General features: G+C 67.6%; 13 protein-coding genes. 5 read left to right on the top strand and 8 right to left on the bottom strand.

Annotation, left to right across the window (positions count from 1 at the left end; all coding sequences use genetic code 11):
• Positions 1-16 precede the first annotated feature (16 nt).
• Complete coding sequence (locus tag ABLE91_RS11715; RefSeq protein ID WP_348930996.1) at positions 17-835, top strand: SDR family NAD(P)-dependent oxidoreductase; 819 nt, start codon at positions 17-19, stop codon at positions 833-835.
• Between the two features lie 244 nt (positions 836-1,079).
• Here ABLE91_RS11715 and ABLE91_RS11710 read toward each other — a convergent pair whose 3' ends face one another.
• On the bottom strand, positions 1,080-2,702 hold the full coding sequence (locus tag ABLE91_RS11710; RefSeq protein ID WP_348930995.1) for a class I adenylate-forming enzyme family protein: 1,623 nt from the start codon (positions 2,700-2,702) through the stop codon (positions 1,080-1,082).
• 2 nt (positions 2,703-2,704) lie between these two features.
• Positions 2,705-3,484 carry an enoyl-CoA hydratase-related protein gene (locus tag ABLE91_RS11705; RefSeq protein WP_348930994.1) on the bottom strand — a complete coding sequence of 260 codons (780 nt, stop codon included), beginning with the start codon at positions 3,482-3,484 and terminating at the stop codon, positions 2,705-2,707.
• Between the two features lie 299 nt (positions 3,485-3,783).
• Between ABLE91_RS11705 and ABLE91_RS11700 the strand changes: the two genes are divergently transcribed.
• Both ABLE91_RS11700 and ABLE91_RS11695 read left to right on the top strand, forming a co-directional pair.
• Complete coding sequence (locus ABLE91_RS11700) at positions 3,784-5,433, top strand: sigma-54 interaction domain-containing protein (protein ID WP_348930993.1); 1,650 nt, start codon at positions 3,784-3,786, stop codon at positions 5,431-5,433.
• Between the two features lie 186 nt (positions 5,434-5,619).
• Entirely contained in the window at positions 5,620-5,970 is a 351-nt protein-coding gene (locus ABLE91_RS11695) for a hypothetical protein (protein ID WP_348930992.1), read from the top strand.
• A 140-nt stretch (positions 5,971-6,110) separates the two neighbouring features.
• Here the strand turns inward: ABLE91_RS11695 and ABLE91_RS11690 are convergent, their stop codons facing one another.
• Positions 6,111-7,511, bottom strand: a complete 1,401-nt coding sequence (locus ABLE91_RS11690) for an FAD-dependent oxidoreductase (RefSeq protein ID WP_348930991.1) — start codon at positions 7,509-7,511, stop codon at positions 6,111-6,113.
• Positions 7,512-7,768: 257 nt separating this feature from the next.
• On the opposite strand from ABLE91_RS11690, the gene ABLE91_RS11685 reads away from it, so the two are divergent.
• Positions 7,769-9,331 (top strand): FAD-dependent oxidoreductase, encoded by a 1,563-nt coding sequence (locus ABLE91_RS11685; protein ID WP_348930990.1) that lies wholly within the window; start codon positions 7,769-7,771, stop codon positions 9,329-9,331.
• Between the two features lie 25 nt (positions 9,332-9,356).
• Positions 9,357-9,596 (top strand): hypothetical protein, encoded by a 240-nt coding sequence (locus ABLE91_RS11680; RefSeq protein WP_348930989.1) that lies wholly within the window; start codon positions 9,357-9,359, stop codon positions 9,594-9,596.
• A 55-nt stretch (positions 9,597-9,651) separates the two neighbouring features.
• Here the strand turns inward: ABLE91_RS11680 and ABLE91_RS11675 are convergent, their stop codons facing one another.
• From ABLE91_RS11675 to ABLE91_RS11655, 5 genes are read right to left on the bottom strand one after another with little or no spacing between them, the layout of a single operon-like run.
• Entirely contained in the window at positions 9,652-10,626 is a 975-nt protein-coding gene (locus ABLE91_RS11675; protein ID WP_348930988.1) for a Bug family tripartite tricarboxylate transporter substrate binding protein, read from the bottom strand.
• Positions 10,627-10,653: 27 nt separating this feature from the next.
• Entirely contained in the window at positions 10,654-11,214 is a 561-nt protein-coding gene (locus ABLE91_RS11670) for a DUF4286 family protein (RefSeq protein ID WP_348930987.1), read from the bottom strand.
• Between the two features lie 22 nt (positions 11,215-11,236).
• Positions 11,237-12,289 (bottom strand): SDR family oxidoreductase, encoded by a 1,053-nt coding sequence (locus ABLE91_RS11665; RefSeq protein WP_348930986.1) that lies wholly within the window; start codon positions 12,287-12,289, stop codon positions 11,237-11,239.
• A gap of 34 nt (positions 12,290-12,323) precedes the next feature.
• A complete protein-coding gene (locus ABLE91_RS11660; protein WP_348930985.1) occupies positions 12,324-13,013 on the bottom strand; it encodes a hypothetical protein in 690 nt (229 codons plus the stop codon).
• A 17-nt stretch (positions 13,014-13,030) separates the two neighbouring features.
• Complete coding sequence (locus tag ABLE91_RS11655) at positions 13,031-13,996, bottom strand: tripartite tricarboxylate transporter substrate binding protein (protein ID WP_348930984.1); 966 nt, start codon at positions 13,994-13,996, stop codon at positions 13,031-13,033.
• Positions 13,997-14,263: the final 267 nt, after the last annotated feature.

The raw sequence follows: 14,263 nt of genomic DNA, 5'->3' as shown, positions 1-14,263 counted from the left end.
AAGAAAGGATGCGCAGATGGCGCAGGGAGACGGACGCCTTCACGGCAAGGTGGCGCTGATCACCGGCGGGGCCGGCGGGCAAGGGCGGGCGGAGGCGATCCTGTTCGCCCAGGAGGGCGCCGCCGTTGTGCTCACTGACGTGGACGTAAAGGGCGGGGAAGAGGCGGCCGCCGCGGTGCGCGCCGCGGGCGGCAAGGCGATCTTCCTGCGCCATGACGTGTGCGACCCCAAGGCGTGGCAGGATTGCGCGGATGCGGCCGTGTCGCAGTTCGGCGGGCTTCATGTCCTCATCAACAATGCCGGCACCATCAGCCGCCACGGCATCAAGACCATTCCCCTTTCGTCCTGGAACAAGACCCTGGAGGTCAATCTCACCGGCGTGATGCTGGGCATGCAGGTCTGCGCCCCCGCGATGCGGGATGCGGGCGGCGGCTCCATCATCAATGTCTCATCCATCGCCGGCATGAGCGCGCATTACGACGCGGCCTATTGCGCCAGCAAATGGGCGGTGCGCGGCCTTACCAAGACCGCCGCCATCGATCTCGTGGATTGGGGCATCCGGGCCAACTCCATCCATCCCGGCCAGATCATCGAGACCAGCTTCTTCCGCGACGGCGCGCCGGGCCATACGGAATCCGCCCGCCGCTCCATCCCCATGCAGCGCCAGGGCACGCCGCAGGAATGCGCCTATCTCGCGCTGTTCCTGGCGTCCGATGAATCGAGCTTCATCACCGGGGCGGAGATCGCCATCGACGGCGGCTTCACCGCCGGCGCCGCAATCTGGATGCGCTCGCGCATGCGGGACGAACTGGCGAAGGCGGAAGCGCAGGGGTGAGGCCCTTTTTCTTCCAGCCGTCCCGTTGACGCCGTCATGCCCGGGCTCGACCCGGGCATCTTTTTGAGAACCGCGCGCACCAGGACTCCCGGGAAATCCCCGGATCAAGTCCGGGGATGGCAGGTGACGGAAGGCAAAAAAAAGCCCTCCCCGTCAGGGCTGGGGAGGGCTCAGGAGGAAGCCCGGAGAGAGGTCTGGAGGGTCCGGGCCTCGAAGGTTGAACGCGGTCGGCTGCGAAGACGTTTCAGGCACTCCGCGCCATGGACGACTTGAAGCGCACCGGCACCGGCTGGATCTCGCCCCGGCGCGCCATTTCAACCAGGGAGCGCTTCAGGATCTTGCCGCTCGCCGTGAGCGGGAAGGCATCGACCCTCAGGAAATATTCCGGCATGTCGAACTTCGACAGGCCCAGCGCATCGAGATGCGCCAGCAGCGCGTCCGGCTCGATGGTGCCGATGATGGCGAGGCAGGCGCGCTCGCCGAGGCGATCATCGGCCATGGGGAAGCAGGCGGCCTTTTCCACCTGCTCATGGCGCAGGGCCAGGGCCTCGATCTGTGCGGGATAGATGTTGTGCCCGCCCCGGATGATGAGATCCTTCAGCCGCCCCTCGATGCGCAGATTGCCCACCGCGTCCAGCACGCCGAGGTCGCCGGAGAGGAACCAGCCGGCCTTGTTGAACGAGCCTTCGGTGGCCTTCTGGTTGTCGAAATAGCCGAGCATCAGCGCCCCGCCGCGCCCGCCAATATGGCCGACTTCGCCGGGGGGCAGTTCGCGGTCCTCGTCCAGCGGATCGAACACCTTCACCTCATAGGCCCGCCCGCCTCGGCCGCAGGTGGAGATGATGGTGTCGTGGTCGTCGGTGGGATGGGTGTACTGGTGCGAGGAATTCTCCGTCATGCCGTAGATGTTCTGCGGCTTGATCCCCTGCTGCACGAAGGCGTCGGCAACCGAGGGCGGGATGGGCGAGCCCGCCATGTAGAACAGCTCCACCGCGCCGAGGCGGGGAAGCCCGCGGGCCTTCTGCTCGGCAAGAATGTCCATGGCGTGGGTGGGCACCCCCATGATGTAGGTGGCCCCGGTCTCGATGATCCAGTCGAGCCGCGACATGCCCTGGGGCGGCATGTCGGTGACCAGCCGGCAGCCCGCCAGCAGCCATTGCGCCACCGCCACCCAGGCGATGTGATGGGAGAGCGGCGACAAAGTGAGCAGCACCGTGTCCGGCCCGTGGCCCCAGTCCCGCACCAGGTCGCGGGCATTGGCGAGCAGCGAATTGTCCGAATGCATCACGCATTTCGGCACGCCCGAGGTGCCCGAGGTGAAGGCGAGATAGACCACCTTGTCCGGATCGGACGAGGGCGGCGCCATATAGGGGCCGGCGCCCGGGAAGGTCTCGGGCGAATAGACCACCTTCAGGGAAGGAAGGGTCGAGAGCATGGTCTCGAAATCCACCCGGTCCCGATCCGCGCCCCAGCCCGGCTCGGTGACGAGGCAGCGGGAGGAGAGCCGCTCCAGCAGCCCCACCACCTCGCCGCACGTATAGGTGCGGTGGAGCGAGGGGTTGCAGGCGAAGCCTTCGCGGGAGCAGGCCAGAAACGTGATCACCGCCTCGATGCGGTTCGCCGCCCAGATGGAGACCCGGTCGCCGCCGGTGAGGCCGTAGGCCCGCAGCTCCGCCGCCATGCCGTCCACGCGGCGGCGCAGCTCCTCCCAGGTGAGCTTGCGCGTGCCGTCCTGGAGCGCGAAGGCGTTGGGACGCCCGGCCGCGTGGCGGGCGAGCAAATCGTAGAAGGTGTCCTTCTGCCAGACGCCCTCGGCATAATAGCGCTGGGCGGCGGCGGGGTGATGGAGGGTGAGGAAGGGGCGCACGCTCACCTCCCGAACTTGGAGGGGTCCGGCTTGCGCTTGCCCTTGAAGCTGTCGGAGAGCTCGTGGCTCTCTTCGCTCTCCAGGTAGGAACGCAGCAGGAGGTCATGGGCGACGCGGGCGAGGCCCGAGACGCCGCCGTGGCGGGCATTGAACGCCCCCTTGATGGAGGCCAGCGCAAAGGGTCCGCGGTCGGCGATCTCCAGCGCGTAGGCCCGCGTCTCTTCCTTCAGCTTGTCGTCCGGCACCACTTTGTTGATCAGCCCCATGGCGAGGGCTTCCTGGGAGGAGATGCGCGGGTTGCGATACCAGATGTCCTTCGCCCGCTTCTTGCCGACGAGATCCTCCAGATACCAGGTGCCGTAGCCGGCATCGAACGAGCCCATCATGGGCCCCACCTGGCGGAACACCGCGCTCTCCTTGGCGATGGTGAGGTCGCAGACCACCTGGAGCACGTTGCCCCCGCCCACCGCGAAACCGTTGACGCTCGCCACCACCGGCTTCTGGAGGCGGTCGATGGCCTCGTACATCTCCAGGGTCGGCAGGGTGCCGGCATAGAGCGTGGAATCCTCCATGCCGTCCTTCTGGCCGCCGATGCAGAAGAACTTGTCGCCCGCCCCGGTGATGACCAGCACCCGCGTGCGGGTCTCGCGCCGCACCGCTTCGATGCAGTCGCGGATTTCATGGCACATGGTCACGTTGAACATGTTGCCGTTGTCGGGCCGGTTCAACGTGATGGTGCCGATGGGGCCGTCTTCGGCGTAGAGAATGGTTTCGTAACCCAAGGGGGCGTCTCCTGGTGGCCGGCCGTTGTCCGGCCTGTTCGAGTGCCGCATGGCGGCATGGTCTGTGCAGCGTTGCAAGAGCCGGCGCACCCGCTCTGGGTTGGCACGCGCCGCCCCGGCGGGCTTCCCCGCATACAGAGCAATGTGCATGCCAGGGCCGGGACCCTGGCGCCTATCCGCTCCGGCGCGGGACAATTGTGACCGCGAAAGTCCGCGGTGCAACCAATGCTGTCTTTGATTGCAACACGCAGACGCGTAAAGTGTCGCCAACAAAGACATAAGACCTGGGAGTAACGCCTATGGATGCCGATAAGGGCGTCGTGGAGGGACTGGCTGTCCTCAAAGCCGATGGAACGCCGGTTTTCTCGACCGGCCTTGCCACCGACCAGCGGGTTCGCGCCCTGTTCGCGGACAAGGCCTGGATGGCGAGCGCGCGCCAGCACCGCCTGCAATCCTTCACCCTCGACCGCCGCTCCTATTCGGTGCTTGTGACCCCCATGAAGGACGCGGAGCTGGTTGTGTTCTCGCCCGTCTCCGGCCAGGCGGTGCTGGAGTTTCTCGGCTCCGTGGACTTCGCCTACGACATATTGGAGCACCTGCTCACCGACCCGTTCGATGCCATGACCGTGGTGGATGGCGAGGCGCGGGTGGCCTATCTCTCCCCCGTCCATGAGCGCTTCTTCGGCCTCTCGCGCGGCGAGGCCAATGGGCGCCCGGTGCGGGAGGTGATCGAGAACACCCGCCTCGACAAGATCGTCGCCACCGGCATTTCCGAAGTGGGCGAGATCCAGCACATGCGCGGCTCCGACCGAGTGGTCTCCCGCGTGCCCATCCGCCGCGACGGGCACATCGTCGGGGCCGTGGGGCGGGTGATGTTCAAGGGCCCCCAGCAGGTGGAGGCGCTCAACCGGCGCGTCAACGTGCTGGAGAACGAGGTGCGCTTCTACAAGCGCGAGGCGGCGGCGCTGCGCACCCGCTCCTACGGCCTCGACGAACTCATCGGCGACAGCCCCGCCATGCAGCGCCTGAGGGGCGAGCTCACAAAGATCGCCCCGCTCAGCATCCCGGTTCTCATCCATGGCGAGAGCGGCACCGGCAAGGAGCTGGTGGCCCATGCGCTCCACCGCCTCTCCCCGCGACGCGACGCCGCCCATGTGATGGTGAACGCGGCGGCGCTGCCGGCCACCTTGGTTGAGTCCGAGCTGTTCGGCTACGAGCCGGGCGCCTTCACCGGCGCCGACCGCAAGGGCCGCAAGGGCAAGTTCGAGCAGGCGGCGGGTGGCACCATCTTCCTCGACGAGATCGGCGACATGCCCATGGAGGTGCAGGCGAAACTCCTGCGCGTGCTCCAGGACCACATGGTGGAGCGCATCGGCGGCGACCGGCCCTATCAGGTGGATTTCCGCCTCGTCACGGCCACCAACCGCAACCTTCAGGAACTGGTGGGACAAGGCCAGTTCCGGCTCGACCTCTATTACCGCATCTCGCCCATCTCCATCGAGGTGCCGCCTTTGCGCCGGCGCATCGACGACATTCCGCAACTGGTGGAGCATTTCCTCAAAGAGGTCTCCTCGCGCCACGGCTATCCGACGCCCGAGGTGGAGGAGAGCGCCCTTGCCTACCTCATGGAGCAGGCGTGGCCCGGCAACATCCGCCAGCTCCGCCACGAGGTGGAGCGCGCCTTCGTGTTCGCCGAGAACGGGCGCATCACGGCGGACACCTTCGTCAGCCATGGGGATTCCCTCGCGCCCCCCGCCGTGCTGCCGGAGGAACGGGCGCTGCTGCGGCGCGGCGGGGATTCGCTGAAAGCCAATCTCGGCCGGGTGGAGGCGGAGCTGGTGCGCGAGGCCTTGGTGCGCCACAAGGGCAACAAGAAGCGCGTGGCCGAGGAGCTGGGGATCTCCCGCTCCTATCTCTACAAGCTGCTGGACGAGGGGGTGCGGGCTTAGCCTACTCCAGTCATGCCCGGGCTTGACCCGGGCATCCACGGCCGTCCATTAGCCACGCCCGGCGGAAGCCCGTGGATGGCCCGATCAAGTCCGGCCATGACGATTGCTTTGCTTCATCGAAGACGATCATTCCGGCATGGCACGCGCCTTGCTGCACCAAGCGACAAAACACCAGGGAGATGCCCCGTGAGCGCCTATGTCTACCTCGCCCATCTGTCGATCCCGAGCGAGATGGAGGGTGCGTTCAACAAGCTGTATGACGAAGGCTACGTGCCCAACCTGCTCCAGGTGCCGGGCGTGCGCTCGTGCCGCCGCTTCAAGCTGGAATGGGCGGACAGCGAGCAGCCCGAATATCTCGCCTTCTACGAGGTGGACAGCCCGGACGTTCCCAAGTCGCTGGAGTGGAAAGAGGCGTCCGTGAAGTGCGGCTGGGCGGACAAGATCCGCCCCCATCTGAAGGTCCGTCGCCACGGCATGTATCGCGAGCTGTCCGAAGTGGAGAGCGAGGCGGCCTCCCACATTCCGCCGGGGACCTGAGCCACATCCCATGCCGTCATGCCCGGGCTTGACCCGGGCATCCACGGGGCTCCGCAAATGCGCGGCCAACGGTCTGGCGTGGATCCCCGGATCAAGTCCGGGGATGACCCCTGCAATAGGGGTGGGGCTGTCCTAACCCCTCACCGCGCCTGCGCCACATGCTCCGCCGCGCGCAGGCCGAAGACGCCGGCTTTCGCGAGGCCGCCCATATAGACGCTGCGGTCCCCGCCCTCGATGCCGCCCGTAGAGGCGCCCGCCGCATAGAGGCCGGGAATGGCCGCCCCGTCCGCCTTCAGCACGCGGGCATCCGCATCGATGCGCAAGCCGCCCATGGTATAGGTGACGCCGGCGCAGAGCGGCATGGCATAGAACGGCCCCGTCTTCAGCGCCGCCGCGCCATAGGCGCCCACCGTGCGCCGCGTGTCGAGCGCGGCCTGCGCGGCGGTGCCGGCATCGGCGGCCGCATTGTAGGCCGCCACCGTCTCGGACAAAGTCTCCGCCGGCAATCCGGCCAAGGCGGCTACCGCCGCGACCGTGTCCGCGCGATGGATGGTGGCGCCCGCTTTCGCCAGCAGGGGATTGGGCGGAATGCGGGCGGCGCGTCCCGCCGTCTCCCACACCGCATGGTCGAAGATCAGCGTGGTGGAAAGCGGGTCCGGTCGGCGGGCGACGGCATTGGCGAGATAGACGCCCGCATTGCCCTCGTCCACGAAGCGCCGCCCGTCCGGTCCCACCAGGATGCCGGCCTGGCCGATGGCGTCCACCTCCGGATAGGGCCAGAGCTTGTCGTTGGTCAGGGCGTCCCGCGACAATAGGTGGCCATAGAACGGAGAGAGTTCGGAGACCGCCGCGCCGATTTCCACCGCCATGCGCATGCCGTCGCCCATTGCGGTGCCGGCGCCCCGCTGCTTCAGGCGCTCCGGCATGGCCGAGATGTGCTGGCGCACCGTGTCGAGATCCGCCTGGAAGCCACCGTCGCAGATGGCGGTGGCCTTCGCGGTGATTGTGACCTTTCCCTCCGGCCCTTCGGCCTCCACGCCGATCACCCGCCCATCCGCGACGCGAAGGCGCGTCACGCGGGTCTCCAGCAGCAGTGTGCCGCCGAGCTGGGCGAGCCGCTGGCCGAGGTCGCGCAGCAGGATGTCCGGCCCGCGCCCGAGATAGTCGATGCCGGCAGTGATGGCGCGGGGCGGGGCCAGCGTCCAGTTCTGCCAGGCGGGGCCGGGCCGCACGAAGCGGGCGCCATGGGCGCGCAGCCAGTCGATGAAGGGGCTGCATCCATCGCCGAGCGCATCGGCCAGAGCGGGATCCACATCCGGACGTCGCGCCTTCACGATGCCGGCAATGTCGATGCCGGGCGCCTTCACGTCGTTATAGGCGATGTGGATGATGCCGCCGGACATGCGGGTGTTGCAGGGATAGCGGTCGGTCGCGCCCTTCTCCAGCACGGCGACCTTAAGGCCCAGCTCGGCGCCGTGCACCGCCGCCACCAGCCCTGCCATGCCGCCGCCCACCACCACCAGATCGACGCTGCGTTCCATCCCGTTCGTCCTGTCTTGCCTTTGGCGGGCCATCCCGCGCAGCGCCGTGCTGCACCATCCATGCCAGCGCGGCGACGCGGCGCGCGGCGGACACGCCTGTCCTCACAGCGGCCAAAGGCTGGCGAAAAGTGTCCACGGCGAAGACAGGCGGCCGGTGCCAGCACCCCGGCGGCACGGGCGATGCCGGGGATGGCACAGGGCTTGCGATGTTTCGGCCAACAAAACCAAGGGCCGCGCTGCGGCAGGGAGAGACGCGGATGGATGCGGCAAACGCGGCGCGGAGCAAAACGGGCACGCGCCCCGCAGAGGGTGGGACCTTCGACGTGATCGTGGTGGGCGCGGGCGGCGCAGGTCTCGCTGCCGCCATTGAGGCGCGCAGCCTCGGCCGCTCCACGCTGCTGCTGGAGAAGGCGGAGAAGATCGGCGGCACCACCGGCCGCTCCGTGGGCTCCATTGCCGCCACCAACACCTCCCACCAGATCCGCAAGGGCATCAAGGATTGCCCTGAGGATCACCTGCGGGATCTCTACGCCTTCAACGAGAAGCTGAACCTGCCGGGCAACCCGGTCTTCGCCCGCATGCTGGTGGAGAACGTGCCGGAGACGTTCCGCTGGCTGGAATCCATGGGCCTCGAATTCTTCGGCCCCATGACCGAGCTGCCGCACAAGAAGCAGCGCATGCACAATGTGATCCCGGATTCGCGGGCCTATCCCTTCCATCTCGGCCGTCATGCCCGGAAGATCGGCGTCGATATCCGCACCTCCTCGCCCGTGGAGGAGCTGATCATAGAGAACGGCCGCGCCGTGGGCGTCATCGCCAGCATCGGCGGGAAGCCGACCGCCTTCCGGGCGCGCGGCGGCGTCGTGCTCTCGTGCGGCGACTACAGTGCCAACGGACAGCGCCGCGCCCGCCATCTCTCGCCGGCCATGGCGGGGGTGACGCCGGTGAACCCCTACAATACGGGTGACGGGCACCGCATGGTGGAGGCGCTGGGCGGGCGCATCATCAACGAGCACCTGCACCTGTCCGGCCTGCGCTTCCCGGCGCCGCCGCCCAAATGGTACAGCCGCATCCCGCCCTACAGGCCCGTGACGCGCTTCATGCGCTGGGCGCTGGAAAGCCTGCCGGGCGTGCTCACCAACAAACTCATCACCGGCTTCCTCACCACCGTTCTGGTGCCCTCCTACAAGATGTTCCACGAGGGGGCGATCCTGGTGAACGCCAAGGGCGAGCGCTTCACCGAGGAAACCAGGGATTCGGCGGCGGAAATGGGCGCCCAGCCGGACCAGAAGGCCTACATCCTGCTGGACGGCCCGCTGGCGCGGAAATTCTCCGGCTATCCCTATTACGTCTCCACCGCCTCCGGCTTCTCCTACGCCTCCATGGAGGATTACCGCCGCAACCGGCAGGACATCTTCCACGAGGCGCCGACGCTCGCCGCTTTGGCCGGCCAGATCGGCGTGCCGGCGAAGGCGCTGGAGGCCACCGTGGCGAAGCTCAACGCCGAGCGAGCGAAGACCCCGACACCCGGCCGGCCGGAGCTGAAGGACGGGCCCTATGTCGCCCTCGGCCCGGTGCGCTACTACATCAACTTCACCGATGGCGGCCTTGCCGTGGACGAAAACCTCCAGGTGCTGGGCGAAGGCGACACGCCGGTGCCGGGCCTCTACGCCGCCGGCCTCACGGGCATGGGTGGCGTGCTGCTGGAGGGCCACGGCCACCATCTCGGCTGGGTCTTCACCTCCGGCCGCATCGCCGCGCGCAACGCCGCATATCACGTCACCACCGAGGACCTGCCCGAAGCGGGTCCGGCCCGCTGACGCCCTTAGGCAAAGGACGCCTCCGATGATGGAGATACCTGAAATCCCGACCTATCCGGCGCTTGGCTTCCTGGTGAAGCACGGCAAATGGCTGGCTCTGCTCATCGCGGCTTTGCCCGTGCTGGGCGGCATCGCCGCCGTTGCCACCGGCGGCTCCGTGCTTCTGCTGGCGGCCGGCATCGTGGTTGCGCCGATCCTGCTGCTGTTCGTGCTGACCTATGTGGAGATGGCGCGGGTGATCTCTGACACGATGATCCCGCGCTGACTTTTGGCACCGTCATCCCCGAGGCTTGACCCGGGGATGACGCGAAGAAAAGCCCTCACTCCGGCTTCATGCCGGCAAGGTCGGCCACATCGCCCCACAGCTTGATCTCGCTCGAAAGATAGGTCGCGAACTCCTCGGGTGTGGAGGGGCGCGGCTCGAAGCCGAGGCCGAGCATGGTCTCGCGCACATTGGGCTTGGCGAGGATTTCCTTGATGTCTTGCTGGAGCTGGGCGATGCGCGCCGGCGGCGTCTTGGCCGGGGCGAGGATGCCGTACCAGAGCTCCACGTTGAAATCGGCGATCCCCTGCTCCTGCACGGTGGGGATGTTCGGCATGAAGGACGGCCGCTTCGCGCTGGAGATGGCGATGGCCCGCACCTTGCCGGTGGCGATGAAGGGCAGGCCCGAGGACGGCGCGCCGAAATACATGGGCACATTGCCCGACGCCACGTCCGCAATGGCGGGGGCGCCACCGCGATAGGGCACGTGGGAAAGCTTGATGCCGGCCTTGGCGTCCAGCAGCTCCATGGCGAGATGCGGCGCGGTGCCGATGCCGGAGGAGGCGTAGTCGATCTGCCCCGGCTTCTCCTTGGCGAGGGCGATCAGCTCCTGGAGGTTCTTTGCCGGGAATTCCGCGGCCACCGTCAACACCAACGGACCGGCACAGACCATGGTGACGGGTGCGAAATCCTTGACGATGTCGAAGGGCAGATCCTTCTTCACCTTGGGCAGGATGGCGTGGGCCGAGGTGGTGAGGAAGATGGTGTTGCCGTCCGGCTCCGCCCGCGCCGTGGCCAGCGTCGCGCTGATGCCGCCGCCGCCGGCCTGGTTGATCACCACCACCGGCTGGTTGAGCTTGGGCTGGAGCTCACCGGCCAGCAGGCGCGCGATCACATCGGTGCCGCTGCCCGCGGGAAAGGGAACGAGGATGCGCAGCGGCGCGCCGGCCTGTGCCAGCGCGCCGCTGGCGGTGACCGCAGAAAGCAGGAGGCCCGCCAATGCAGCGAACACTCCCTTGGCTGAGATGGGCATGTGGCGTTTCCTCTGTTCTTGTCGAATTCACTGTTGTCTTTGGTCGAACATGAAATAGGTGCGGTTGGTCTGGTAGCGCCGCATGCGCAGAATCCACGGGGTGAAGTTCGCCTTCGTCCAGGCGTCGATCGCGTAAATGCCCACGTCGGTCACGTGGTAGAGCGCCATGTAGCGGGGCGCCCCGCCGGTCATGCTACGCGCCTTGAAGCGGCGCGCGGCGATCATGCCCGGAACCTGCGAGAGCAGGGGGATGTGCTCGGTGGAGTACCACTCGTTGAACTCCTCCTCCACGGAGGGGTCTACATCCATGGAGGTGAGGATCAGCCCCTTCGCATCCTGCGGAGAAAGCCGGTCGCCGGGCACCAGTTGCACGAGATCCCAGGACAGCACAGGCGCGCCGGGCGCGGTCGGCACCGCATCGGCCGTCGTCTCGTCGAGCGTGATCCAGAAGGACGGCTCGGCCACCATGCCGCGGGTCTCGCGATTGGTTCGCCCGCCCTTCCAGACCTGCCTTTGCACCCCGGCGGCGGGGGAAACGGCCGGCGGGGTGGTGTCGTAGACGGCGAGGCAAAGGCCCAGGGCACTCATAAGCATCTCCTCCCGGCGGCCCTCAGGGAAGCACGCCGGCCTTCGTGAAATGGTTGAAATAGCGGATGAATTCATCCTGCGTGCGGACCGAGCCGGCGAAGCCGAACTGCCGCGCCTTGGTCATGTCCGACATCATGTCCCAGCCCGGCGTGAACACGAAATCCCCATAGGACCACAAGGCCATGCGCTCATACGGCGTCGCCTTCAGCCCGTATTTGCGCACGATCGCGTCCCACACCGGCGCCTTGTCCGCCATGGCGGTGGCGAGTTTCACCGTGCGGACCGGGCCGACCTCCATGCCGAAATGGCGCGCGAAGGCGGGCCACAGCCGCTCCCAGCGGATGTAGTCGCCATTGATGATGTTGAACGCTTCGTTGGCACAGGCCGGCGTCTCGGACATCCACAAGATCGCATCCACGAGATGGTCGGAAGACGTGCACTGATAGAGCGCCCGGTAATTCGCCTCGGTGCCGGGGAAGGAGAGCGGCAGGCCCATTTCCCGGCAGATGAGGGCATAGACCGCGATCACGAGAACAAGGTTGCGGGGGGCGTTCGGCACCGCATGGCAGATGCCGTGGGGGCGCGTCGCGCTCCAGGTCCAGGTCTTCCCGCGCTGGCGCTCGGCGATCCAGTCCTGCTGGGCATAATAGAACGTGGTGCGCGTGCTGCGCGGGTCGTCCTCGCATGCCGGATTGGGGAACGGGCCGAGGTCCGAGCCGTACCATTTCGTGCCGTGCACGAGATGCACATGGGCGAGGTTCCGCGCCTGCGCCTCCACCGGCTCCACCACGTTGCGGAGCATGGAGAGGTTCGTCTCCACCGGCTCGGGCTGGTTCGCCACATGGTCGAAGCGGCCAGCATAGAAAATGTGGGTGGCAGCGCCGAGGTCGGTCAGCTTCGCCCGGCAATCGTCCCCGTCGGTCAGGTCCACGGGGATGAAGCGTGCGCCCGGAACGTCCACCGGCTTGCGCGCCAGCGCCACCACATCCCAGTCGGGCCGCGCCGCCAGCGCGTCCGCCAGTCCCCGCCCGATCACGCCCGTCGCGCCGGCAATCACCGCGAGCTTCTTTGTCATCCGTGCAAATCCTCGTTTGGTGTTGGCGCCGCCGTCAGGCCGGCGACACGCGATAGAGCAGCCGCAGATAGGCCGGGCCTTCGAGCGGGGCAGGGCTGACGCCGGAGAGCGGCCCGCGGGCCAAGGCGGCAGAGACGGCAGCGCGCAACGGCTCCATATGGGTCGCCTCCACAAACAGCCCGAACTCCAGCCTCCGGTCGCCCTGGCGCACATGGCCGCCGGTGGATTTCGCCGCGAGGCTGTCGTCGCGCGCGATGATCCGTGCCGCGACGATGCCGGGGGTCTTGAGGAGGTCCGGCACCACCTCCTCCACAAGAGCGCGGGCCAGCGCCTCCTCCTCGCCCGGCCTCGGCGCGAGCGCGATGGCAGCAAGGCACGCGCCCTCCGCCTCGCCGAAATCCCGCACGATGCGGGCGATGGTGCGGATCACGTTCTTGAAGCGCAGGATGTAATGGCGGCTCGCCGGATCCGGCTCGCGCACCATGTCGAGATAGGCCGAGGACTGGAAAACGCCGATGTCCCACGCCTCGTAGAAAGCGAGATATTTCGGCCCCTCCGGTCCCGTATTCTCATAGCGCCGGCCGCGGATGAAGCCGGGCAGGCCGAGGATACGGTCGCGCATGTGCTCGCGATTGTACCAATCGTTGAAGCCCGCTTCCTCGTCCGGCGCGATGTCCGTCCAAGTGAAGAGCACCGCTTTTGCGGTGCGCTTTTCGTGTGCCATGGCCGTCCCCCCCGCGCTTACGGCCCCACCGCCCAGAGTGTCTCCACGGTCTTCTTCTCGTCCGCCACGAAGGTCCGGAACTTCGCGGCGTCGTGGACATACGGGACCATGCCGATATTGATGAGGGCCTGCTGGAACTTCGGGTCCTTGGAGATGGTGGCAATGCCTGCCGTCCAGGCCTTGATCACCTCCGGCGGCAGGTTCGGCGGGCCGGAGACGGCGAACCAGAACAGGATCTGCACGGACGGAAGGCCGAGATCAGCCATGGTCGGCGTGTCGGGCAAAGGCGGGAAGCGGCTGTCGGAGGCCACCGCCAGGACCCTCAGCTTGCCGCTCTGGAGCAGCGGGGAGACCGCGCTCCAGGAGCCGGCACCCAGCATCACATGGCCGCCCGCGGTCATGGTCACCGCCTCGGCTCCGCCCTTGGAGGCCACGGGCCGGGTGCGCTTGATGTCTACGTCCACCGCCTTGAAGAGCTGCCGGAAGGTGTAGTCCTGCGCACCGGCGCCGCCCAGCGAGGTCCAGGTGAAGGTGCCGGGATCGCTCTTCAGCCGGTCGATGGCCTCCTTCATGGTCTTGAACGGCGAATCCGCCGGCACCACGAAGATCATGGGCGTCTGCGCCACCATGCCCACGAAGCTGCGGTCCATCACCGGCATGGGCGGGTTCTTGACCACCACTTCGAGCATGGAGGAGGAGGCGGGGGAATCGGCCAGCAGCGTGTAGCCGTCGGGCGCGGAGCGCATCACCTCGTCCACGGCGGGCACCGTGTTGCCGCCGGGCTTCGCGACCACCCGCACCGGCACCTTCCACAATTCCTCCAGCGACTGCGCCACCGCCCGCGCCGTGAGGCTGGTGGACCCGCCGGGCGCGAACGGCACGATGAGGTCGATGGCCTTGCTGGGATAGGTCTGCGCGGACGCGGCGCCGGGCAAGAGCAAGGTGGCGAGCGCTAGGCTCGCGGCGAGACGCGTCAACCGCATGTTCCTCTCCATTTCCGCCGTCCTTCCCTGAGGTGGACGGCCTGTTATGCGACGCGCCACCGGGGCGCCGGCCTTCCGTTCCGCAAGGGTCGTGCCAGGAGGGAAGAGGCGGGCACGCCCCCTCTCCCGCTTGCGGGGGAGGGCTGGGGAGGGGGCCAGTGAAGCAGGGGAACGCTTGAAGCTCCAGGGCGACAGCCGCCCTGTTCCCCGCCCAGCCTTCCCCCTCCCTGGCCCTCCCCCGCAAGCGGGAGAGGGAAACCCGCATTA

Source organism: Aquabacter albus, assembly GCF_040049275.1.
In the GTDB taxonomy this organism is placed as follows: domain Bacteria; phylum Pseudomonadota; class Alphaproteobacteria; order Rhizobiales; family Xanthobacteraceae; genus Aquabacter.
This window is presented reverse-complemented; position numbering and strand designations above follow the sequence as displayed.